Annotated in this window: 20 protein-coding genes and 5 tRNA genes; 10 read left to right on the forward strand and 15 right to left on the reverse strand. The window is 56.3% G+C overall.

The window, feature by feature from the left end; translation table 11 throughout:
* Window positions 1-52 precede the first annotated feature (52 nt).
* The 6 genes from ACB042_RS04875 (at window position 53) to ACB042_RS04900 (ending at window position 2077) form a co-directional block, all read left to right on the forward strand.
* Entirely contained in the window at window positions 53-1432 is a 1380-nt protein-coding gene (locus tag ACB042_RS04875) for an MATE family efflux transporter (protein WP_005352337.1), read from the forward strand.
* Between the two features lie 159 nt (window positions 1433-1591).
* A tRNA-Val gene (locus ACB042_RS04880) sits at window positions 1592-1668 on the forward strand.
* Between the two features lie 11 nt (window positions 1669-1679).
* Window positions 1680-1756 (forward strand) — tRNA-Val (locus tag ACB042_RS04885).
* An 18-nt stretch (window positions 1757-1774) separates the two neighbouring features.
* Window positions 1775-1851: transfer RNA gene (locus tag ACB042_RS04890), tRNA-Val, on the forward strand.
* 34 nt (window positions 1852-1885) lie between these two features.
* A tRNA-Val gene (locus ACB042_RS04895) sits at window positions 1886-1962 on the forward strand.
* 38 nt (window positions 1963-2000) lie between these two features.
* Window positions 2001-2077, forward strand: a tRNA-Val gene (locus ACB042_RS04900).
* A 167-nt stretch (window positions 2078-2244) separates the two neighbouring features.
* Here the strand turns inward: ACB042_RS04900 and ACB042_RS04905 are convergent.
* The 4 genes from ACB042_RS04905 to ACB042_RS04920 all read right to left on the reverse strand — a co-directional run bounded on the left by ACB042_RS04905 (window position 2245) and on the right by ACB042_RS04920 (window position 7478).
* Window positions 2245-4080, reverse strand: a complete 1836-nt coding sequence (locus ACB042_RS04905) for a sigma 54-interacting transcriptional regulator (RefSeq protein WP_371177927.1) — start codon at window positions 4078-4080, stop codon at window positions 2245-2247.
* A 283-nt stretch (window positions 4081-4363) separates the two neighbouring features.
* Window positions 4364-4828, reverse strand: a complete 465-nt coding sequence (locus ACB042_RS04910; protein ID WP_371177928.1) for a hypothetical protein — start codon at window positions 4826-4828, stop codon at window positions 4364-4366.
* A 112-nt stretch (window positions 4829-4940) separates the two neighbouring features.
* Entirely contained in the window at window positions 4941-6509 is a 1569-nt protein-coding gene (locus tag ACB042_RS04915) for a hypothetical protein (protein ID WP_371177929.1), read from the reverse strand.
* Window positions 6510-6560: 51 nt separating this feature from the next.
* A complete protein-coding gene (locus ACB042_RS04920; RefSeq protein WP_371177930.1) occupies window positions 6561-7478 on the reverse strand; it encodes an IS5 family transposase in 918 nt (305 codons plus the stop codon).
* Window positions 7479-8006: 528 nt separating this feature from the next.
* Here ACB042_RS04920 and ACB042_RS04925 point away from each other — a divergent pair.
* Window positions 8007-8312, forward strand: a complete 306-nt coding sequence (locus ACB042_RS04925) for a hypothetical protein (protein WP_321150082.1) — start codon at window positions 8007-8009, stop codon at window positions 8310-8312.
* 100 nt (window positions 8313-8412) lie between these two features.
* Here ACB042_RS04925 and ACB042_RS04930 read toward each other — a convergent pair whose 3' ends face one another.
* The 6 genes from ACB042_RS04930 to ACB042_RS04955 form a co-directional block, all read right to left on the reverse strand.
* Window positions 8413-9162 carry a hypothetical protein gene (locus ACB042_RS04930; protein ID WP_371177931.1) on the reverse strand — a complete coding sequence of 250 codons (750 nt, stop codon included), beginning with the start codon at window positions 9160-9162 and terminating at the stop codon, window positions 8413-8415.
* Window positions 9162-9608 (reverse strand): hypothetical protein, encoded by a 447-nt coding sequence (locus ACB042_RS04935; protein ID WP_371177932.1) that lies wholly within the window; start codon window positions 9606-9608, stop codon window positions 9162-9164. The genes ACB042_RS04930 and ACB042_RS04935 overlap by 1 nt, the downstream gene beginning before the upstream one ends.
* Window positions 9605-10030 carry a gp436 family protein gene (locus ACB042_RS04940; protein WP_371177933.1) on the reverse strand — a complete coding sequence of 142 codons (426 nt, stop codon included), beginning with the start codon at window positions 10028-10030 and terminating at the stop codon, window positions 9605-9607. The genes ACB042_RS04935 and ACB042_RS04940 overlap by 4 nt, the downstream gene beginning before the upstream one ends.
* Before the next feature lies 1 nt (window position 10031).
* Window positions 10032-10511 carry a Rho termination factor N-terminal domain-containing protein gene (locus ACB042_RS04945; RefSeq protein WP_371177934.1) on the reverse strand — a complete coding sequence of 160 codons (480 nt, stop codon included), beginning with the start codon at window positions 10509-10511 and terminating at the stop codon, window positions 10032-10034.
* Window positions 10512-10581: 70 nt separating this feature from the next.
* Window positions 10582-11490 (reverse strand): Mu-like prophage major head subunit gpT family protein, encoded by a 909-nt coding sequence (locus ACB042_RS04950; protein WP_040069229.1) that lies wholly within the window; start codon window positions 11488-11490, stop codon window positions 10582-10584.
* Window positions 11491-11570: 80 nt separating this feature from the next.
* A complete protein-coding gene (locus ACB042_RS04955) occupies window positions 11571-12812 on the reverse strand; it encodes a phage protease (protein ID WP_371177935.1) in 1242 nt (413 codons plus the stop codon).
* A 61-nt stretch (window positions 12813-12873) separates the two neighbouring features.
* Here ACB042_RS04955 and ACB042_RS04960 point away from each other — a divergent pair, with 61 nt between their 5' ends.
* Window positions 12874-13947 carry a hypothetical protein gene (locus ACB042_RS04960; RefSeq protein ID WP_371177936.1) on the forward strand — a complete coding sequence of 358 codons (1074 nt, stop codon included), beginning with the start codon at window positions 12874-12876 and terminating at the stop codon, window positions 13945-13947.
* A 111-nt stretch (window positions 13948-14058) separates the two neighbouring features.
* Here ACB042_RS04960 and ACB042_RS04965 read toward each other — a convergent pair whose 3' ends face one another.
* Entirely contained in the window at window positions 14059-15381 is a 1323-nt protein-coding gene (locus ACB042_RS04965) for a DUF6161 domain-containing protein (protein WP_371177937.1), read from the reverse strand.
* A gap of 65 nt (window positions 15382-15446) precedes the next feature.
* Complete coding sequence (locus ACB042_RS04970; protein WP_371177938.1) at window positions 15447-15758, reverse strand: phage virion morphogenesis protein; 312 nt, start codon at window positions 15756-15758, stop codon at window positions 15447-15449.
* Between the two features lie 172 nt (window positions 15759-15930).
* Between ACB042_RS04970 and ACB042_RS04975 the strand changes: the two genes are divergently transcribed.
* Together ACB042_RS04975 and ACB042_RS04980 are read left to right on the forward strand one after the other, a co-directional pair.
* Complete coding sequence (locus tag ACB042_RS04975) at window positions 15931-16074, forward strand: hypothetical protein (RefSeq protein ID WP_005345903.1); 144 nt, start codon at window positions 15931-15933, stop codon at window positions 16072-16074.
* A 43-nt stretch (window positions 16075-16117) separates the two neighbouring features.
* Window positions 16118-16780, forward strand: a complete 663-nt coding sequence (locus ACB042_RS04980; RefSeq protein WP_371177939.1) for a hypothetical protein — start codon at window positions 16118-16120, stop codon at window positions 16778-16780.
* A 359-nt stretch (window positions 16781-17139) separates the two neighbouring features.
* Here the strand turns inward: ACB042_RS04980 and ACB042_RS04985 are convergent, their stop codons facing one another.
* Genes ACB042_RS04985 through ACB042_RS04995 form a run of 3 tightly spaced genes read right to left on the reverse strand, consistent with a single transcriptional unit; the run spans window position 17140 to window position 20557 of the window.
* Window positions 17140-18438 carry a DUF935 domain-containing protein gene (locus ACB042_RS04985; protein WP_371177940.1) on the reverse strand — a complete coding sequence of 433 codons (1299 nt, stop codon included), beginning with the start codon at window positions 18436-18438 and terminating at the stop codon, window positions 17140-17142.
* Window positions 18438-19982: a terminase large subunit domain-containing protein gene (locus ACB042_RS04990; RefSeq protein WP_371177941.1), complete on the reverse strand. Its 1545-nt coding sequence runs from the start codon at window positions 19980-19982 to the stop codon at window positions 18438-18440. Before ACB042_RS04990 ends, ACB042_RS04985 begins: the two co-directional genes overlap by 1 nt.
* Window positions 19982-20557: a DUF3486 family protein gene (locus ACB042_RS04995; RefSeq protein ID WP_371177942.1), complete on the reverse strand. Its 576-nt coding sequence runs from the start codon at window positions 20555-20557 to the stop codon at window positions 19982-19984. Before ACB042_RS04995 ends, ACB042_RS04990 begins: the two co-directional genes overlap by 1 nt.
* Window position 20558 lies beyond the last annotated feature (1 nt).

Consider the following 20558-nt stretch of genomic DNA (forward strand, 5'->3'; position numbering starts at 1 on the left):
CTTCCCGATTTCCGCTCTTTTTTACTCTTATCTGATCCACTCGGAGGTGTCAGTGCAACGTTATTGGTCCGAGGCGAAGCAGCTCGTCCGTCTAGCCAGCCCCATTCTGGTCGCCCAGGTGGCCCAGGTCGCCATGAACTTCGTCGATACCGTGATGGCGGGTCAGGTGAGTGCGGTCGATCTGGCTGCCGTGTCGGTGGCGTCCAGCTTCTGGCTACCGGTGATCCTGCTGGTGCAGGGGATCATCATGGCGCTCACCCCCATCGTCTCCCAACTCAATGGCGCCCGTAAACGGGAGGCAATTCGCCCGGCCGTTCATCAGGGTTTCTGGCTGGCACTGATCGTCACCCCGCTGGCGATGATTGCGCTTTATTACAGCCCGCTGGCGTTGCAGTTCATGGATGTGGAGCCGGTGATGGCGGCCAAGACCACTGGTTATCTGCACGCTATCCTGTGGGGCCTGCCCGCCTTCGTGATGTTCCAAGTGCTGCGCAACTTCAGTGAGGGGCTCTCCCACACTATGCCCACCATGGTGATCGGCTTTGTCGGGCTGGCGGTCAATATTCCCGCCAACTACATCTTCATTCACGGCCACTTCGGCATGCCGAAACTGGGCGGGGTGGGTTGTGGCGTGGCTACTGCCATCGTGCTGTGGGCCATGCTGCTGGCGATGATCCTCTATGTGAAGCTCTCCCGTCACTTCACCGAGATCCGGCTCTTCTCCCAGCTGGCTCGCCCCAACGGTAGCCGGATCTGGCGCTTGTTCCGCTTGGGCTTCCCCATCGCCATGGCGATCTTCTGCGAGGTGACCCTGTTTACCGTGGTGGCCCTGATGCTGGCCCCCTTCGGTGCCGAGACGGTGGCGAGTCACCAGATTGCACTGAACTTCTCCAGTCTGGTCTTTATGCTGCCCCTCTCCATCGGGGTGGGTGTCACCATCCGGGTTGGCCACAGCATCGGTGAAGGGCAGCCCCATCACGCCCGGGTGGCGGCTCGCACCGGCTTGATGCTGGGGATGGCCATCGCCGCTGCCACTGCCGCCATGACGGTACTGCTGCGCGAGCAGATTGCCTCCATCTATACCGATGATCAGCAGGTGATCGTCTTGGCGGCCATCTTGCTGTTCTTCGCCGCCATCTATCAAATCTCCGACTCGGTGCAAGTGGTCGCGGCCGCCGCACTGCGCGGTTACAAGGATACCCAGGCGATATTCTACGTCACCATCGTCGCCTACTGGGGACTGGGGCTGCCCACAGGCATGATCCTGGGGCTCACCGACTGGCTGGTGCCGCGGATGGGGCCGCAGGGTTTCTGGATCGGTTTTATCGTCGGCCTCACCAGCGCGGCCCTGATGCTGGGGGCGAGATTGCGCTACATCTACGGCCGTTTTGCCACTCCGGAAGCCTGCACTACCCTGTCGCGAGCCCAGTAACAGGGCTTGGCAAGCGACAACTCGCCTGCAAAATCAACAGGCTGCGCAAGAACTGGGCAAACAGTCTCCTTTGTGCATATGGCCTGTTGACAGCCTTAGGGGGCATGGGTAGTATGCCGACCACGTCAGCAGCGCTGGCGTAGTGAAGTAAAAGAAAGTGGGTTTATAGCTCAGTTGGTTAGAGCACTACCTTGACATGGTAGGGGTCGTTGGTTCGAATCCAATTAAACCCACCACTTTCTGTGATGCGTCCTTAGCTCAGCTGGTTAGAGCACCACCTTGACATGGTGGGGGTCGGTGGTTCGAATCCACTAGGACGCACCATTACAGAACACTGATTATGCGTCCTTAGCTCAGCTGGTTAGAGCATCACCTTGACATGGTGGGGGTCGGTGGTTCGAATCCACTAGGACGCACCATTCAGTTTCAATACTTTGCAGATATTCCAGATGTGGGTTTATAGCTCAGTTGGTTAGAGCACTACCTTGACATGGTAGGGGTCGTTGGTTCGAATCCAATTAAACCCACCACTTCTGCATAAAGAAATAAAAGTCGCATTGCGCCCCCTGCGTCCTTAGCTCAGCTGGTTAGAGCATCACCTTGACATGGTGGGGGTCGGTGGTTCGAATCCACTAGGACGCACCAGATTAAAAAAGCCCGCTCATCGAGCGGGCTTTTTGCATTCTGTCCAGCTACTCCCCTGCCCCGCCAATCCGTTCAGCACAGTTTGTCAATGGCGCAGAGCCTTGTTCCCATAAAAAAACCCGTGCCATCCGATAAACGACACGGGCCAGATCGATGCCGCCAGCACCTCAGCTCTGCACGGCAATCTCGTACTTCTTTATCTTGCGATAGAGGGTAGCAATCCCAATCCCCAGCGCCTGTGCGGCCAGTTTCTTGTTGCCGAGCCGCTGCAGGGTCTCTTCAATCATCTGTTTCTCCATGCTCTCAAGGCCGCTCTCACCCGGTACGGGTTCAGGCAGTTTCTCCGGCATGGCGGCAAGCGGAGCTGTGGCAGGCACATTGAGCGCCGCATCCAGGTTGGTCACCGGGATCGACTGGGCGGTGACGCGATGGGGCTCCTGATTGCGGATGATGTTGGGGGGCAGCAGGCTGGCGTCAATCACCTCGCCCGCCTGGCTGACGTTGACCAGATATTCGATAAGGTTGCTGAGCTCGCGCACGTTGCCCGGCCAGCGATACCCCTTGAGCAGCGCCATCACCTCGGGTGCCAGACCGGGATAGACGATGCCAATGCGGCTGGTGTGCAGGTTGAGGAAGTAGTGGGTCAGCAGCTCCACGTCCCCTTCCCGCTCCCGCAGCGGCGGCAGGTTGAGGGGGATGACGTTGATGCGATAGTAGAGATCTTCACGAAACTTCCCCTCGGCGATGTATTGATCGAGATGCTGGTGAGTGGCGGCGATGATGCGAATATCCACCGGCACCGGTCGGCTGGCCCCGATGGGGGTCACCTCCCGCAGCTCCAGCACCCGCAGCAGCTTGGCCTGCATGGTGAGCGGCATGTCACCAATCTCGTCAAGGAACAGGGTGCCCTGATGGGCCGCCTGAATAAGGCCCTGCTTGCCACCGCTGGAAGCTCCGGTAAAGGAGCCCTTCACATAGCCGAACAGCTCGCTCTCCAGCAGTTGTTCGGGAATGGCGGCACAGTTGATGGCGATGAACGGCTTATCCTGCCGCGGACTCAGGCGATGGACGGCACGGGCCACCACCTCTTTACCGGTGCCGCTCTCGCCACAAATCAGCACGCTGGAGGGACTCTGGGCGATGCGGTGCAGTAGCCGCTTGAGGGTGCGCATCGGCTTGCTCTCGCCGATGAGCTGATCGATCCGCACATCCGGATCCGGCTCCTGCACCTGACCGGTGTGGGACTGGTGAAACGCCATCAGAAAGAGCTGCTGGCCCTGCACATGGTGCAATTGACCGATGATCAGCTCCTGACGCCCCTCAAAGGTGATGATGTGCTGAAGATGACCACTCAGCCCCTGTTGGGAGAAAGTGAGCGGGCGGATCCCCACTTCGCGCCCCTGCAGCTGTTCCTGCTGGCAACCCAGATGATGGAGCGCCGCCTCGTTGGCGTAGAGCAGTTGACTCTTGTCATCGAGCAGCAGGCAGCCCTGATCCATGTTGGTCATCAGATTGAGGAACACCTTGTTGACCCCGTCCGACAACCCGCGCGAATCGAGCAACTTGGCCACAAAGATGGTGGAGATGTGGCGCACATAGTCGCACACATCCTGAAGATTGTTGTTGAGGCGCGCCTGCTGCTCGTCGCTGAAGGCCACCAGACTGATCACCCCGATGCAGCGCTCGTCCACCATGATGGGCACCCCGAGGAAGGCGCGCTCACGGCAGCTCTCCTTGCAGGTACAACCGTCACACACGGGATCATCGCTGGTGTGGGTAACGATCTTCTCCCGCTGATTATCAATCACATAGCGCAGCAGGCGGGAATCCCCCTCCAGCTGACGTCCGAAGAACTTGCCATAGGGCCCGGTGCCAGCTACCCGAACCATATCGGCATCCACAATTTCGACCTCAAGCTGCAGCACACTCGCCAGCATCTTGGCAAAGCGCAAGATGGTCGGCTGGATCTGCATCAACAGACACTGGTTGCTCACGGATCTCATCCATCATTCCTTTTTGTTCTTGTTATCCTCCCCCTAAAGGGAGTCATGCTGGCCAGATACTAAGGGATATCAGGGGGAACTACTTCGGGGGGGATCACGAAAAGGGAAAATGATCCGTATCCTCCGTGACTTCAGAGGCACAGATAAAATTCAATAAAAACATAAAGATGAAAACACATGCAGCAAGATAAACCACTCGGAACAGCCAAGCCTGCTGATCTGCGGAATCCATCGACAAATCATGCTGAAGGTGGGGAAAACAGCCACTGAAATGGCATTTGGCTCACGCGCCACGTACCTGTTTCAAGACTTGACACTCATGGTCGAAATCAGCTTTATCTTGCGGCTGAATGTAACTTTGCCAGCGGGCAAACAGCTCGGCCGTCGGATATCGATGCAGACGAATACCGGTGCGATAGAGTTTGGGAAAGAGCGGGTCTGGCTGGGATCTCACGACCAGACCGCGCAGCTTCTCGCCAGAGGGAATGGCAATCACCAGCTCATCCCCCTCTTTCAACCGTATGGCCCCAAGAATGCCGATGCCGCCGATGGCTATGTCGCGCACCACCACATAGGGCACTGGGTTGAGCAACTCCAAAAACCAGTTGTGACGGCTGCATTCTGCCTTGTAACCACCGCCACTGAGGATAAAACGGCGGTGTCTGCGCCAGTCATAACCGGTAGGCAATGCCGGGTCATAGCGCGATTTTACCTGCCCCACAGGATCAGATTGCTCACTTGTGCTCATCCGGTTTCCCTCACTGGCATTGGTTAAACAGTGTCAGTCAGCTCTTTTTCATACTATAGCTGTCGCCGTTAGGCCCGGGGCTCAGGGGCCGGATACAGGGACGACAGATATATCACGGAGGCAATAATGGACAGAGATGGTCTTGCAGGGTAGCCCGGTTGGTCACCACGATCGGGAAATCCGTGTCGTTGTATTCCGCCGTGCAGGGGTCGCCAATCAAAAAATCAGACCAGTTATTTGTCCAGGTGCGTTGGTCGAACAGCGCCCCATAGCGAGCCCACAGGTCACCGATAATGAGGGCGCTGGAGACCAGGGTATCCGCCGCCTCATAGTTGTGACTGAGGGGGCGTGCCAGGGTGATGCGGCCAGATATCTCCACATCGGTGGCCAGGCTCATATCCTCAACCCGATGAACCACGGCCAGCGGCTCCACATAGCCAGTCAGGTTCAGTGGGCTGGCCAAGGTCACCATCCCGCTGTTCATGTTGACGCTGTAGAGCTGCGGCGCCAGCTCCTTGCCGTTCTTGTCCTCCACCCGGCAATAGGCCAGCCGTTCGCGCCCGGTGTTGAGCTGCTGCCCGGCCTGCACCCCCATAGGGAAGGCGCTGCGCTTGGTGGAATGCACCACCACGATGTACCCCTTGCGAATGAAGGGCACCCGGCCATCGGATGGCAGGCGCACCGGATCCAGCTTGATCAGATCCGCATCGAGCGGCAGATAGCTATAGACCACCGCATTAAACCGGATGGTGTCAGCCACCACCGACAAGGGGCGCCAGATCTTGCCATCGACCACCCAATCCGGGTCAAACCAGGGTTTACTCTCGTTGCCCGCTGCCGTCACCAGGCGGCCAAAGCGCACCGAGACCACCCCAGTCTGATAGTCCACCTTGCCGGTTACATCCTGGCTGGTGATGGTGCCATCGCCGTTGGCGGTCACCTCAAACCGGCGCCCGTCTGCGGTGTTGCCACTCAGGTAGAGGCTGGATGGCGCAATGGGAGCCCCCGGCGTCCTGAATGTCACCTCGTCCACCGTCTGGGCCACCAGGCAGGTGACCAGCGAACTCAGGGCAGGTACGGGCGCCGCACCAGGGTTCCAGACCGTGACGGTGGCCTTGCCGGTGGCGTAATCCAGCGTCCCGGCCTGCTCACCGGCCCCGGTGGCAGGGTCGATGTTGCGATAGAGGATCCCTTGCCTGTCCACATAGACAGACCCACCCAGAGCAAAGCGCACCGAGTTGGCCAGGATCGCCTCGCCGTTGCGCGGGGTGATATCCAGCACCAGCGGGGTGGCTGTCACTGTGTCCTGGCCCGCTTGGCTTGCATTGTTGCTGCGGTACTCCACCTCGACCCAACCGCTGTCATCCACCGGGAACAGGTAAGCCGCCTGCACGTAGTAGATCTCCACCAACGTCCAGCGCTGGCGGGCAATGGTGTTGCCGTGGCCATCGCCATAGGTGCCGATGGTGCGCCACTCATAACGGGTTTTCGGAATGCCGCCCTGGCCATCCGGCTTGATGGTGATCTTGCCGGTGGTGTAGTTGACGGTGCCCCGTTCTACCCCTGCCGCATCCAGCAGCTTGCCCGCGCCGTTGTCGCGCACACTGATGATCGGGTCATGGTGGGCAATCACCAGTTCGGTATCATCCTTCACCTCCTCATAAAGGGCATTCCAGGGCATTGTTTCCCAAATCAGCCAGCAAGTCATGACTTCGCCAGCCCCAGGTGACCGCTACACTCGGGGCTTTCTGACAGGTAGGCCAAGGGTATTCAGTTTATTTATGGCGCTGACATACGCCATGACTTCTCCCACTTGGCCGTTGTAGTTACGCAGACTGATTTTTCCCGCCAGCAACTGCTTGAACCGATACATCGCCGTCTCGGCCAGTGAGCGACGGTGATACCCCGATATCTTCTTCCAGTGCGCCAACCCTTCTTTGCGCATCACCAGCACGGCCTCATTTCTTGGGTGCCCCTTTTTCCAGAGCCCTGCATTCTTGCGAGGCGGGATACTGGCTGTCGCCCCTTTGCGCGAGATAAGCTGATGGCTGGCTTTGCTGTCGTAGGCGCCATCCGCATAAACACGTCCCAGCTTGCGCCGCAGAGGGTTGAGCAAGGTCGGCAACACCTCGGCGTCATGGACATTTTCCAACGACACTTCCGCCGCCACGATATCGTGGGCCACCGGGTCTACCGCCAGATGCAACTTGCGCCACACTCGCCGCTTCTCGGCGCCGTGTTTTCTGACCTTCCACTCGCCTTCGCCAAACACCTTCAGCCCGGTTGAATCGATAACCAGGTCGGTAATGCCTCCCTTTGGTGGCTGTCGATAAGCCACTGTCACCGTGCGTGCTCGCTTGCTGACACAGCTATAGTCCGGCGCACACAGCGGTACGTTCATCAACTCGAACAGGGAGTCGAGTAGTCCCTGTGTTGCTCGCAGAGTGAGGTTGAAAATCCCCTTGAGCATCAGGAAGGTTGCAATGGTCTGGTCAGTGTAAAGCTGGCTGCGGCCCCGCCGCCCATGATGGTCGTGGTGAAACCAGTTGCTCATGGACTCGGCATCAACCCAGAAAGTGAGTGAACCACGGTTAATCAAAGACTTGTTGTATTGAGGCCAGTTAGTGATGGGGTGAAGCGACGTGCCCATGATGCAGACTTGAAGGGGATGGTGGGGATCAGATCACCGACCCCTCAGTTAGTTCCATTCAAGCTGCATTGATTTGGGAAACAACGCCTATGAAATAGTGAGTATGAATTTACGGCGGGTCTCCCCGCCGTTTTCATTCCCCTGCCCCCTATCATCACACCGTCACTGGCCGATCCACATAGAAGGGGCGGTCTCGCCATCCACGGCCAGTAGCTCGTAGGTTTGATTAGCCGGCAGGCGTAATCGGACATTCGCGAAACCTCACCCGCCAAGGCGGCCAGGTCTTCCCGGCCAGTGATTTTGGCCGCAGGCTCTAGGGCAAGTTTGAGGGGGGGGTTGAGGTGGGCATGGGGCATTCCCGAAAAATTCGGATATGCCCCATGGTAAGGGGGTAGGGAAATGCGCGGATTTATGGTGAATTACTGAGATATCTCACAGGAAGACCTCAAACGTTCGGTTACGCTTCGCTAATCGAACCTACGGGCTTACCTAGGCGATGTTAAAACAGTTCAGTCATAAGGAAGAAAGATGAACGCCAAACAAAAAGGGAAATGTCCATTCTGCGAGAAAAACGTCTCCGCTGTTGTGCTTGAAGCAAACACAGTGCGGCGAGATAGATGTGAGTGCCCTTCTTGCAAAGAAACAATTTATCTTTGTCGTATCCCTGGGTGCCACGACTATGCCAAAGGCACATCCGTTTATGATCATGAACTCTGTCCTAGCTGCACTAATAAAATTAATGACATCTCTGCCACAGCTGGTAAGTATGCTCTGGAAGCAGGTAAGGCTATCGTTGTCGCCTTGGTTCTTGGAAAATTAGGTGCCAAAAAATAAATGAAAGCCTTGATTTAAGTAAAACTCTGACACCGAATATTCACTGAAGCAGAAAACGGCGGGTCTCCCCGCCGTTTTTCATTCCCCGCCTCACCGATCATTACACCGTCACTGGCCGATCTACATAGAAGGGGGCGGTCTCGCCATCCACGGCCAGCAGCTCCCCCTCCAGCTCGATCTCGATGGGCTTGTCGCTCATAAAGTCCACTGCCTTCTTGGGCGACAAGCTGGCACGGGGTACCGTCAGTTTGATAGCCTCACCGCTGACGATACTGCGGCCATCGAGCAGCAGCCGTGCCTTGATCTCCGGCTGGATGTTGCCCGCGATGCGGGTACCGGTCACAGCATTATAGGTACCGCTGACCGTCAAGCTGCCGCCATCGGCTACCGAGCTACCTTTCACCGCCCGCACCAGCCCGAGCGCATAGTTGACCTCGATATCGGTACCCACCACCAGCGCCGTGGCTCCTTCCTTGATAGCCAAGCCGGTTGCGGCAATATTGCTCTTGCCGAGCGGAGCCCACTTCGGCCAGGCGGGCAGCACGACCTGCAGATCAGTCAGCGTCCCGGCCCCCTGATTGATGGGGCTCTCCAGACCCATAAAGGCAGCGGCCAGCAGCACGGGCGGGATCTCGGTGGTCTTGATGGTGACCATGGCAGGCTTGGGAATGTGGTAGTTCTCCCGCGCCTGACCATACTGGCCCTTGCGCTTGCTGGGAATGGAGATCTTCTGGCTGTCGGGTTTCACTTCCAGGCTATCCACATCGATGGGGCCAATCACCCCGGCCGAGACCCCGTTGGTAAAGGTCTCGATAAAGAGATCCCCTTCAAGGTGCAGTGTTTCGCTCATCATCGCTCTCCTTTGAATTTCACTCGGGTAGTAAAGGCAAGCGGCAAATAAGCCGCACCGCCGCTGTAACTGGGTTTGACCGGAGGGGTAACCCGGCGAAAGGTGCTGTCACCACATGCTCGCCCACTGACGGCCTGCAGGATGCGGGCAAGCCACACTCCGGCACTGACCTCCCTGGGGCTGGCACGATGCACCAGCACCAACAACCAGAGCTGATCAAAGCTGCTGGCCCGGCCTGACTGGGTACCTTCGCTCTCACGTTCGCCCTGATAGACCACATGCACCGCCGGAGTGTGCTGGCCCAGATTGGCGATGGCCGCCACATCGGTGGCCACAAACACCTCCTTGAGCCCCGCAGGTTTGAGGGGGGCGAGCAGCTCACGCAGCCGTTCGCCCGCCTGCAGGTAGTCGAGTTCAGCACCAGACGGGTTGGCGGGTTGGCTCATAGAAAGCCCCCCTTGTCGCGCCCCTGACTCCGACCAAAGACGCGCCCATCTGACTGCAGTTGGGCCAGGTTCTGGCTCTCCAGGGTGGCTCCATCGGATGCCAACCCCAGCGCCAGCTCCCCCTTGCCAACCGATTTCAGAAAGGCCAGTGCTGCCTCGTTGCGCTTGGCTATCTGCTCCGGTGCCTGTTCACCATAGAGACGGTGACGGGCAATATCGGCGCAGATAGGTACCAGGGCACTCGGGATATGGGCCAGCGGCAAGGGATAGCGACCCGCCAGATGGCCATCGATCAAGGCGCCTGCATCCTGCAGGGCGAGGCGCAAGGCCACCTCGTCCAGCTCACCGGTCGGCGTCATGGCCAGGCGCAGCAACTCGGCCTCGCCAAAGCGGATCACCATGTCATTGACGCTGGCATACATATCACTGCTCTCCGTTCTGGCCAGATGGCTGCTCATCCTTGACCGGGTATTGCACTTCGGTCGCGGCGATCGCTGTCACCAGTTCGGCCTTCTTGAGCTTGGCCACCTCCGGGATACCCATCTGCAGCGCCAGCTCGCGCAGCTCATCGACCTTCATCTCGGCCAGCGGCGTGACCTTGCCCGCCTGGGTGGCATCACTATTCTGGGTGGCAACACCGGCCAGATGGCCCGAACCGGTCAGGACGCCCAGTGTTGCGTCCAGATCCCCAGGCGCCGATGGTGCATCACCTGCTTGAAGGCTGGCGTCTTCAGCCAACCTGACGACCACCAGACGCGGGTCGTTCTCCAGGGTCGCGCACTGCTCAGGCGACACAACCATCTCAGACTTGCCCGGTGCAATCGGCAGGCCCGCGCGAAAATAGACCTGACGAACTGTTGACGTAATCCCCACTCGAATAGCCAGTTCCATCTCTTGCTCCATCTCATGTTTTCCTCGTCGAATCTGATAGAGAGGCTGTTTAAACCGAGGGTTAAACAGCCACAACGCAGGGTTAGAGGTAGTCAGCCACCACCAGCTCCAACTTGCCTTTCAGCTCGTTGCTGCTGCTGTTTGCCAGCTCTCGCTCCAGCATCTGAGTCGCCAGCTTCTCAAGGGAGGGCGGTACTACCAGCAGAGTGGCCTTCACCCCGAGCTTGCGGCCACCATCGGCTTGAAACTCCCGCATTTTGGAGAAGGAATCCCACAGGTTGTCGGGGGTCAGCGCCCGCTTGTTGGCAAAGGCCAGTTGCCAGAAACCAAAGCCTGCGGCATCACGGCAATCGACCCCGTAACGGAACTCCTTGCGGGTGAATACCGCCTCGTCATCGACCTTGGTCATGGCAATCAGCTGCGGCGACTTGCGATCCTGGAAGATGACAGGCTTGAGGGCACGGCTGGTATCGAGCAGGAACCAGGGCTCCCCCTGATAACCGGCATCCACCACCACGTTGGCGCTCAAAACAGGGGTACCGGTGCCATCTGCCTTGGGATAGACAGGGTGATCGGTGTCGAAGAAATACTGACCGTCATAGCAAGGCGTGGTGAAGCCAGCGCCCAGCAGACCAAAGCAGAGCTCGTCGGGGTGGATCCCTGCCGCCAGACCCATCTCTTGAAACAGGGGGGCATAGATACCCAGCTCGTCATCTTCGATATCGTTGCGATCGACCGCCACGGTGGCCTCGAAGTCTTCGTTGACGATCTGGTAACCGTGCGCCTTCATCGACTCGATCACCCGATCACCGACCCACTTGCGCAGACTGGGGAACTTGCCCAACCAGCCATAGGTGTTGGACTTGGTGGTCGATTTGATCACGGTGGCGATCTTGGTGTACTGGGCAGGCGCTTCACTCTTGGCGTCTTCAAAGTTCTTCTTGAAGCCGGTGAAGAGGGCCTGCAACAGCGCGGGAGTAACAATGGCCATACGGGTGTTCCTTCTCTGGTTAAACAGGTTGGTCTGACGGTCGCGTTCGTCCGATTACGCCGCTGCGCGGCTAAGCGAACCTACCGGCCTTTTGCCTTGGCAAACTCTTCATAGGAAATGCCGAGTTGATCGGCGGCATACTTGTCGTCCGCCGAGAGCACTGCATTCTCCGCTCGATCGGGCAGGGTCACCTGGGTGGTCTGGCTGGCGGCCAGTGCCGCAATCGCCGGACGGGGCTCCAGCAACGCCTTGAGAGCAGCCACCCCCTTCTGAGCGGCATAGGCGGTCAGATACTCTTCTTCTGCGGCCACCACCTTGCCCTGGGTACGGGCTTCCTTGATCAAGGTCGCGGCATCCGTGGTCTCAACCTTGGCGCTCAAGGTGGCGACTTCCGTCACCAGGGCGTTATAGGTCTCCACCGGTACATACTTGGCCAGGTCAATCTGGCCACCCTGCCCTGTGGCGACGGTCGCCTTGAGCGCAGCCAGCGATGCGCTATCTACCGCCAGCTGCGCTTTGGTGGCAGAGAGTGCCGCCTCCAGCTCCGGCGCGCTCGCAGCGCTGGCCTGCAGGGTATCCAGAGCAGCCAGAGCGGCAGTCCCCTGCTCGGCGGTAAACTGGCCATCGGCACCCGGCTGGATGCCGAGTTTGCCGAGCAGCGCGATCAGGTGTTCGTTCATGGATTTCTCCTGTTGTGCAACATGGGATGGGGCGGCCAGCTGGCCGGGTTGGGTAGACATATGGCTTGAAGCGGGTAATGCACTCAAAGCGGCAAGCGCCTGCATGCCTACCACACCGGGATCATTGGTAATGGCGGTCATCCGCAGTTCCAGCGGGCGGCCCTGGGCGTCATAGGGAAAGACGGCAGACAGGAATCGGTACTCTTTGGCAGCCACCAGGGCGGCAGCCCGCTCCGTCCAGCGCGGCTTGATAAAGAGCCCCTGCCCTTCGCGCCATGCAATCTCGTCACTGTTGTACCAACCGGCCGCAGGGGCTGGCTGGCCGTTCTGGTCAGTCTTGAGGGTCTGGTGGTCGTAATCGATCAGGATGTCTTGCCCAAGGGCTTTGGCTCGGGCAATCAGGGCAGCAGCGATCTGCCCGTCCAGTTGCCAGTGGCCACTCGCCACATCGAACGGGCGACCATCACGGGCCTTGAACGGGCCGACCGGTAGCAGTTGGTACCAGCCATCGCCTTGGGGGGTGAGCTGCGCATCGAGCACCGCCAGCCGCTCCCCGCTGACGGGGTTGGCTTGGAGGATGGCCACGAAAGGCGCTGAGTATGGGGTCTTGGATATGTTCATGCCGCCATAGTGCGGCGGCATGAAGGGGGATGGGGTTTATGGTAGGTTAGAACACTTCAGATTACTAATAACGACTATTTATATGAATCAGATTAAGAAAATTGTTCAAAATGGTTATAAGTGCGACACCGATCACTCAGACCTTGAACTAGCATATATCTCATTGAAGATCGCATTAAAAGCTTACGCGTCAACATATAAAGAGCTTCAGTATGAATTTGCACCATTAATAAATACCCCCATTGTTGACTACTCTAAAATTTCAGCAAAAAACACCTATCAAATTCTTTATACTGAAACCATTATCCATTTTCAGCATTTCTTTGAACTTGTATTGAAAAGTTTTTTGAGAAATGAACATCCATTACTAAGTGATCGCATACAAGATGACCAAGCTACTCTACTTTTCAAGATCTTAAAAGGCCAGAAAGTTACACCAAAAGAAGATACCCAACTCCTGTCGATAGAGTTCGGAGAAACAATTAACCGCGTAATAAAGTTAGGCGGCGAGATCGATGAAATAAAAGAGCTTGCGCTGTCTCCAGTAGACTTCGATACGCTAAGAGAGCTTAACAGTCTTAGAAATAGGATATGGCACAGAGGTCTTTTTATTCTCAACTACGATTCCTTTGATATTTTAATTTGTAAGTTCGTATTGCCTCTTTTGAAGAAAATACTAAATAAAAAAGTATTCACACAAAATGAATCAAAATGGAAGTATTCACAGTTAGCATGCTCATTGAAACCTCTAGAGGAACTCTTTGAAATGTCTAACTCTGAATCTATTGATGTTGGTAAGATAGCAATGCTAAAAGAGTTCTGCCGCGCAGCTTATAACAACCCCTTAGACATGAATAACATTAAGGATGATTATATTTTCAAATGTGATAACCATACCATAATGGAAAGATATGCGGCATTCGCTAGAACCAATGCGAATGATGATTTTGGTGATGTTACGGATTGCCCCGTATGCGGTGCTTTTACTTTAGTTCATTATAAAGACTGTGACTTTGACCTTGAAGATGAGAGCGAAATTATCTGTTATACCACCCGAGTTGCATGTTCATGCTGCGACTTCTCCTTAATAAGAGGATTCAAAAACCCTAGAGAATACGGACTTCCGAACATAGATGACTTTCATCTCCATGAGTAACGTATTCCAGCTATGTGACTCGCTCTTGCTGTTTAAGGGTGTTTAAATCGCTCCTACAAGCAGCCAAGCTGTATGCCCCGCCCACTTGGATGGGGCTGAACCCAAAAATGTCTATACCTTGGCCTTGTCGGCCAATGATTTCACTATGATATCAACGGGACTGTTAAAGGAGGTTTCGGCAATCATCCCGGTCTGAGAAGTTCGGAACAAAGCTTCCAATGCCAGATGGCGATCCTGATCGGACTTGAGCTTGCCTTCATTCAACAAGGCTAAGTAAGTTTTTACCATAGTGACCCGTTCTTCCGCCTCAAGGCTGAGATGTGAATAAGTGTTAAACTGGCGTAGTGCAACTCTGATGATAACTGCCATCAGGGTTACCACAAGAGCAGCTCCTGTCGTGTTGAATACTAGATGTTCCATTCCACTATCTATCGCCATAGATGTGACCGTAAGAGCCGTGCCCCCGACTTCATCACCACTCTCAGCAATTTTTTTCGAAATGCCAACGATGCCACCCTTTGCATAGTATTCAACCAATAAAATGAAAGTTAATGCGATTGAACCTCCTACACCAAAAATCAACCATATAAAAGAATTTCGTTGATTTGTAGATTTTCTAGTTAGCCAATAACATACCGAAGCATCGAGATCAACTTGCTCATGGTAAGCTGTAGCAGCCTGCTTAATATCTTCTTTAGATTCGATGAATGTATTTTCTGCAAAAACCCGCGTTTTCTTAATACCAGCTAGGCAACGTTCGCTCCATCGCTTAAACTTTTCTTTTGTTTTTTTATAAAGTGACTCATGCTTATCAATTATTGAATTTATTTTATTATTGTATTCATCTACAGACTGACTGAGCTTTTCCTCAACACAGGAAAGTGTATATGTAAATTCTTTATGCATCGCCTCAATGGAATCCACATAGACCGTAGTTCCTTGCTGTTTGTTCTTAAATAAAAGAACCATATTAATGGCGATAGCATTTTGCGTAGAGTAAATCTTCATCAAGTCTGCGTAATGATTATTTTGCCGAGCAACTACAGATAGCTCATTATAAGTCAAATCTGTAATATGCAATAGTGCAAACATGCCTATCACTTGCCCATAACTATCATGAAGATGTTTAATAAACTGCCCTTCGGGAGTAAAGGAATATATAGGAAGCCATCGTTTCTGCCTCTCACTAAGAATCCTAATATGATTGCTAGCGTTATTAGCATCAATGTTTATTAACAAGTCGTTGATGCATTTTGTTTTAACAAAGTCCTGCAAATAATTCAATGGATGCTCTAACCGTCCCCCAATCCATTTCCAGAATGCATGCTCATTTCTAATGAATTCATTGTATTGCTCAATGGATGAGAAGAATTTTTCACCTCTTCCCTCTCCAAGTGGAATAGAAATTTTATCGGTAATCATTTGCTCGTTCATCGTACACCAGCCTCAATCGAAGTCTGGATATGATGGCATTGAGTATTACCAAACCTCAATCCTTTTCAATCAGTTATGAGATACCCCTCCAGCGTCTCCAACACGCTCTGTTTATCCCCTTCTGACAACCCCAGATAGGGGCGCTCGGGCAGGTGGGTCTCCTCACGGCCGAACTGGTGGGCAGCACCGTATTCCTGCGGGGTGCCGAAGTAAAGAGAGCGGGGATCGGGCTGGGCAGCCAGCAATTCTGGCAAAGCGCTGACCGCAGCCACACCGTTCCCCTGCTCCAGTGCAGCGAGCCGTGCCAGCAAGCTGGCCAGATAGTCGCTCGCCTCCACCAACCCCACCATATTGAGCACACTCTCGTTATTTGCCATCTGATTCCCCCTGCTGCTTGTTGTGCCAGTGTTCGTATCCTGCGCCCAGTGAAAATTGGGCAGCCAGGTCAAATATCACGGTTTATCAACTTTTATCATTAAATCATCAATGGTATAAGATTATGAATTAGCTAACATTTCTCTCGTCATCACACACACAAGGGAGAATGTTATGACCAAGCAATCAAACCACAATGCCGATATCAGCAACCCCAACAAAGGCTCGAACGGTACCAACCCTACCTATGACCGTAATCAGGGGAACCGTGGCTGGCAATTGAATCCGCAGACCCCGAAAAGCGGCGGCAAAAAGTAAGCAAGAGGCACCGGGGGGCTCGTCCCCCCTTATCTGGATCCCTATGACACAGAACGAGCAATCCACCGGCGCCAAGCGCCCTTTTAAACAGACTCGGGCCCTTATCCGGCTTGCTCTCAACGATGGTCTTACGCAAAAAGAGATCGCCGCACTTTGCCGAACCCAGCAATCTATTGTCAGCGCGTGGGCAAAAGGGACGAAACTGGCCAATGAGGGGCAACTGACCGAATTGCTGACCCGCTATGGCCATACGCTGCGCCGCCAATCCTTTCGCCTCTATTGGTCTATCGATGATGAAACCAAGACGAAGAAATTTTATCGGGTTGAGGGCAAGGTGATTTTCCAGCACATCTTCTACAACCTGCGGCGCGATGCCCGCAGCGGAAAACAGCACAAGATCAACCCGGAAGAGCGCCTGATTGTGCATCACCAAGGGCAGGATACCTTTCGAATAGTTTTTCAAGCGCGCATTCAATTTAACGATGGGCTGTTACTCGATAGCCATCAGGATGATTCGATTTGGTTCTCATCCATTTCTCCCCCACTAACTTGCAAACAACTGGTGGGCCACCTTGATAAGGCCAGCGCTGAAATAGCGTCCACATGGCCTAGCGATGCTCACACTGTCCCCTTTCTGATCCGCCAAGCCCTGCTGCAACACGGCTTCCAGGTGGAAGGGATTGAGGAGTACCCGGCACAGTGGTAGCCTCACCGGACACCCAAACAGGTGTCAGAGCACCTTAACGCTCTGAAAGGCGGCAATACCGCCACAGATTTGAGCACTCTTGCGAGTTAAGCCCTGTGAACAGCCCTTTGCTCTCACGGCGCGATTCAAATCGACAAGGGGTATGCAGGCGGCTCATACAGAGCTAGGCGAACAGGTCACCCAGTAGCCGAAATGGCTGTATACCAACAGGGATAGGGGTGGGCGCGATACCCAAGCCGTCAGTATCTGGCCGCTTGGGTATTTTTATTTTCCCCCTGCAACCTCCCCCTCACCCCACCCCTCTCCCGCAAGGGGAGAGGGGGCTAAAGAAGAGCGGTCGCTAAAAACAGCCACCGCCATCACCCCTCCCCTTTATCAGCTGGCGGCTTGCTGACCGACGTAGCGGCGACCAGTTGCGGCTCATCGGGTTCAGCCTGCGGGATCTGCATCTTCTTGTGAGCCCAGTCGAGCGGGATGCGCATGCCGCAGGCGGCCAGCTTGGGCAGGCTGTCGGCATAACGGCAGATATCCTCCGGCTCGGTCACATCAAACTCCAGCCGGGGGCTGCGGCGGGGGCCCTGATAGCTCTTGCCGTTCAGGGCATAGAGGGGATAGACCAGATCGCGGGTCAGGGTGGCGGCCAGCTGGCGGAGATCAGCATCCCGTACCTCCTGGCGCACCTCGTTATGGACATTGCCCAGGGCATTGGTCGAGCTCTTGCCATCGGCCTGTGAGGTCAAGGTGCCCCCCAGAATGGCCTTGCTCATGGAGCGCTCGCACCACTCCATCATCACCACAAAGGGATCGGCCTGACCGCTGGCGGCGTTCTGGAACTCAATCTCCATCCCGCGCGGGATAATGCCCCCGGCGTTATGACCGATGGAGAGCACCGCCTGCAGCAGGGTGGCCTTCTCTTTTTCGGTCGCCCCTTCCGGGTATTTGCCAAGCCGCACCGGCAGGCCGTAGATCTCCAGAAACTCGGCGAGATCCCGCACGCTGTAGTTCTTGAACAGAAACGGCCAGATCAGGGTACGGACAAGGCCGGTGCGGGCCAGATAACCCGATTTTGACTTGGCCTTGTGCAGCAGCCAGCCAAACGGGTTGAGGGCAACCCCTTCGTGGCTGTTATCCCGCAGCCGCAGCTGATTGCGATCATCAGGGTGGGTCTGAAACCAGGCGGGATCGCGCCAGATGATGCCCCTGGGGAGCTGTAATCCCTCCACCAGCTCCCAGCCGCAGAACTCCTGGGCACAAAACCCTTTGAGGATCCCGTCGGTGGCGTCAAAGATGGCATCATCAAACCAGGTAAAGTCCTCAATCAGCTCGCGGATCATCTCGCTGTCGCGCTTCTCCGCCGGGGTGGCGTTGCGGGGCGGCTCGATTGTCCAGCTCACCCCCAGCAGAGCGCGGCGACGTTTGCCTAGTTCACTCTGCAGGTGGGCATCTTTCTCTTCCATGTCTTCGGCCAGCTCGCACTGGGCGATCAGGTTGCCCTGTTCTGCCTCCTTCAATGCGGCCGCCGCCCTGCTCGGGGTAAGCCCTACCGTGGGGTGTTCACTGTAGTGACGGCGCAACTGGGCAAGCGCCGCCGAGTTCTCGGTCTGCGGCTCCTTTTCAAGCCGCAGGGGATTGCCGTTGATATCGATGATCCTGCCCATTACCAGGCCCCTCTCTCGAACGAATGATGGTTATCGCCCCTTGCTTCATCGCGCTTGTTGGGCAGTGGGGTGAACTCGATAGCGCCTCCCTCCATCCAGCTGGCCCGCACCGCCATGGCCAAGGCCACCGCAAAGTCACCGTGGCGCTGTTGGCCCCCTTGGCCGGTGTTCTTGCCCTTGTCGATCTTGGGGATGCCGTTGATGACCTGGATTTTCCCCAAGTCATCCTGCACATCTGCATGGCGCGGGATGGTCAGGTTGCCATCCTCAAACTCCGCCTTGAGCTTGGGCATCCACTCCCGATACCAGGGGTCGTTCAGCATCACGCACTCGATCATTCCGGCCCCCCAGCGCAAGCGGGCCGCCTCTGCCAGATAGCCGCCGTTACCGGTGGCATCGAAGGCCGCCGCCGTGAAACGGTGCAACCCCTGCAGCAGGTAGAACAGGATCTGGCGCTGACTCTCATAGGGGGCATTGACCAGCTCCACCACAAAAGGCACCTGTTTTCGCAAATTAGTGGCGAGGGAGAGCGGTACGAACACCGACAAGTCCCCTTTGCGGGCGAAATCTTCCCCCAGCACATGGCGACAACTGCGATCGAGCGCTTCCAGACAGGGCTTGAGGTTCTCCTCGCACCAGATATCCACCACCGCCTTGCGGGTCTCCTCGCTCGAGAGCTCAAAGTCTTTGGGGGCGGTAAAGCGCAGAATGGGGATATCCGGTTGCATCGCCCGCTCGATCAGGGTGCGCTTGATATAGACGCCACTGCTCTGCTTGGGTACACAGAAATACTCCTCAAGGGCATCCTCTTCGGTGGCAGTGGCCTTGAGCAGCCCCGCCTTCCAGGCATCCTCGGCTTCCTGTGTCCAAAGGCCGCCCTTGACCTGGCAGATCCGACGATAGAGCCCCTGGCGGCAGGCATCGTCCAGGCTGATGGTATGGATGGAATACGCTTTGCGGCCCGCTCGGCTGTCGTTTATCAGCTGGTTAAACAGGTTATCGACGCCGTTATGGGTACTGATCAAGCGCACCTTGGCGCCCCACATGGTCAGCGCCATGGCGGCCTTCAACACCTCGGCCAGTCGGTCGTGGAATGCGGCCTCGTCGATGGTCACATTGCCCTGCATCCCCCGCAGGTTGGAGGGGTTGCTGGAGAGCGCCTGCACCTTGAAGCCAGAGGCGAAATAGACCACGAAGGTGAGGATCGCTTTATCCTCGTCGTCGGTGAACACCTCCTCCTGGATCTCACCGGCCGCCTTGTTGTACGCCTTGGCCCACATCGCCACCGCATCGATAAACTCGCGGGCCATCTCCTTGTTGCTGCCCACATAAAAGTGGTGGCAACCCCCGGCCGTTTTGGTCTTGGAGGCCGTCAGGGCCGCATCAGCCGCCTCCGCCCAGGTGATACCGGTACGGCGGCTCTTCTCGGCGATCTTGAGCGGGCTCTCGTCGGCAATCCAGATCCGCTGGTACGGCAGCAACACCTCGTCGGGGTTGTATTCGGTACCCAGGGTCTGGGCCAACTGCTGGGCGATCGTGGTCATCAGGCAATCCCCAATATTTCACGGCGAATGGCGGCAGCAGCCTCACCGCTCAAGCCCGCCTGGGTCACGATGGCTTCGGTCTTGGCGGCGATCTCTTCGGCAAATGCCTGGCGGATCTCCTTCTCCCGCTTATGACTCTGCATCGCGGTCGATTCGAGCCGCTGGGCTGCCAGCATGGCGTTTTTCAGCATGTCGATATCCACCGCCTCCTCCGGGTTCTGCACCTGAGCCAGCATCGCCTTGAACAACTGGGAACGGCCCAGCTCCAGAATGAGTTTGGTGGTCTCCCCCATCGGCTTGTCGCCAAGCTGGGAGGTCAAGGCGGCCGTGGTTTCTCGCAAATCCCGCAGGTGCTGGCCGACCTGTTCAACCTGGCTGGCATGACGGCTCAACCCGGAGCGGGAAAGCTTGAGATCATCTGGCAGCCCAGCTTCCTCGATCAGGCCGTTGATCTCATCCAGGATGGCGGCCTGACTGTTGCCCTTATCCCGCAGCATCTCGTTGAGCACGTTGCGGATGGACTCAGGCAGCAGCCACACCTTGCTGGCGCGACCTCGGGTCGGTTTATCGGCCATG

The sequence above is a fragment of the Aeromonas sp. S13(2024) genome (assembly GCF_041402405.1).
Taxonomy (GTDB): Bacteria; Pseudomonadota; Gammaproteobacteria; order Enterobacterales; family Aeromonadaceae; genus Aeromonas; species Aeromonas veronii.

Excerpts from the sequence above, each read along its gene's own strand:
- ACB042_RS04910 (WP_371177928.1), bottom strand. The coding sequence starts at position 4,828 with ATGAGCACAAGTGAGCAATCTGATCCTGTGGGGCAGGTAAAATCGCGC.
- ACB042_RS04930 (WP_371177931.1), bottom strand. The coding sequence starts at position 9,162 with ATGAGCGAAACACTGCACCTTGAAGGGGATCTCTTTATCGAGACCTTT.
- ACB042_RS04970 (WP_371177938.1), bottom strand. The coding sequence starts at position 15,758 with ATGGCAAATAACGAGAGTGTGCTCAATATGGTGGGGTTGGTGGAGGCG.
- ACB042_RS04995 (WP_371177942.1), bottom strand. The coding sequence starts at position 20,557 with ATGGCCGATAAACCGACCCGAGGTCGCGCCAGCAAGGTGTGGCTGCTG.
- ACB042_RS04905 (WP_371177927.1), bottom strand. The coding sequence starts at position 4,080 with ATGAGATCCGTGAGCAACCAGTGTCTGTTGATGCAGATCCAGCCGACC.
- ACB042_RS04915 (WP_371177929.1), bottom strand. The coding sequence starts at position 6,509 with ATGCCCTGGAATGCCCTTTATGAGGAGGTGAAGGATGATACCGAACTG.
- ACB042_RS04925 (WP_321150082.1), top strand. The coding sequence starts at position 8,007 with ATGAACGCCAAACAAAAAGGGAAATGTCCATTCTGCGAGAAAAACGTC.
- ACB042_RS04940 (WP_371177933.1), bottom strand. The coding sequence starts at position 10,030 with ATGTATGCCAGCGTCAATGACATGGTGATCCGCTTTGGCGAGGCCGAG.
- ACB042_RS04950 (WP_040069229.1), bottom strand. The coding sequence starts at position 11,490 with ATGGCCATTGTTACTCCCGCGCTGTTGCAGGCCCTCTTCACCGGCTTC.
- ACB042_RS04955 (WP_371177935.1), bottom strand. The coding sequence starts at position 12,812 with ATGCCGCCGCACTATGGCGGCATGAACATATCCAAGACCCCATACTCA.
- ACB042_RS04965 (WP_371177937.1), bottom strand. The coding sequence starts at position 15,381 with ATGAACGAGCAAATGATTACCGATAAAATTTCTATTCCACTTGGAGAG.
- ACB042_RS04920 (WP_371177930.1), bottom strand. The coding sequence starts at position 7,478 with ATGGGCACGTCGCTTCACCCCATCACTAACTGGCCTCAATACAACAAG.
- ACB042_RS04990 (WP_371177941.1), bottom strand. The coding sequence starts at position 19,982 with ATGACCACGATCGCCCAGCAGTTGGCCCAGACCCTGGGTACCGAATAC.
- ACB042_RS04980 (WP_371177939.1), top strand. The coding sequence starts at position 16,118 with ATGACACAGAACGAGCAATCCACCGGCGCCAAGCGCCCTTTTAAACAG.
- ACB042_RS04985 (WP_371177940.1), bottom strand. The coding sequence starts at position 18,438 with ATGGGCAGGATCATCGATATCAACGGCAATCCCCTGCGGCTTGAAAAG.
- ACB042_RS04935 (WP_371177932.1), bottom strand. The coding sequence starts at position 9,608 with ATGAGCCAACCCGCCAACCCGTCTGGTGCTGAACTCGACTACCTGCAG.
- ACB042_RS04975 (WP_005345903.1), top strand. The coding sequence starts at position 15,931 with ATGACCAAGCAATCAAACCACAATGCCGATATCAGCAACCCCAACAAA.
- ACB042_RS04945 (WP_371177934.1), bottom strand. The coding sequence starts at position 10,511 with ATGGAGCAAGAGATGGAACTGGCTATTCGAGTGGGGATTACGTCAACA.
- ACB042_RS04960 (WP_371177936.1), top strand. The coding sequence starts at position 12,874 with ATGAATCAGATTAAGAAAATTGTTCAAAATGGTTATAAGTGCGACACC.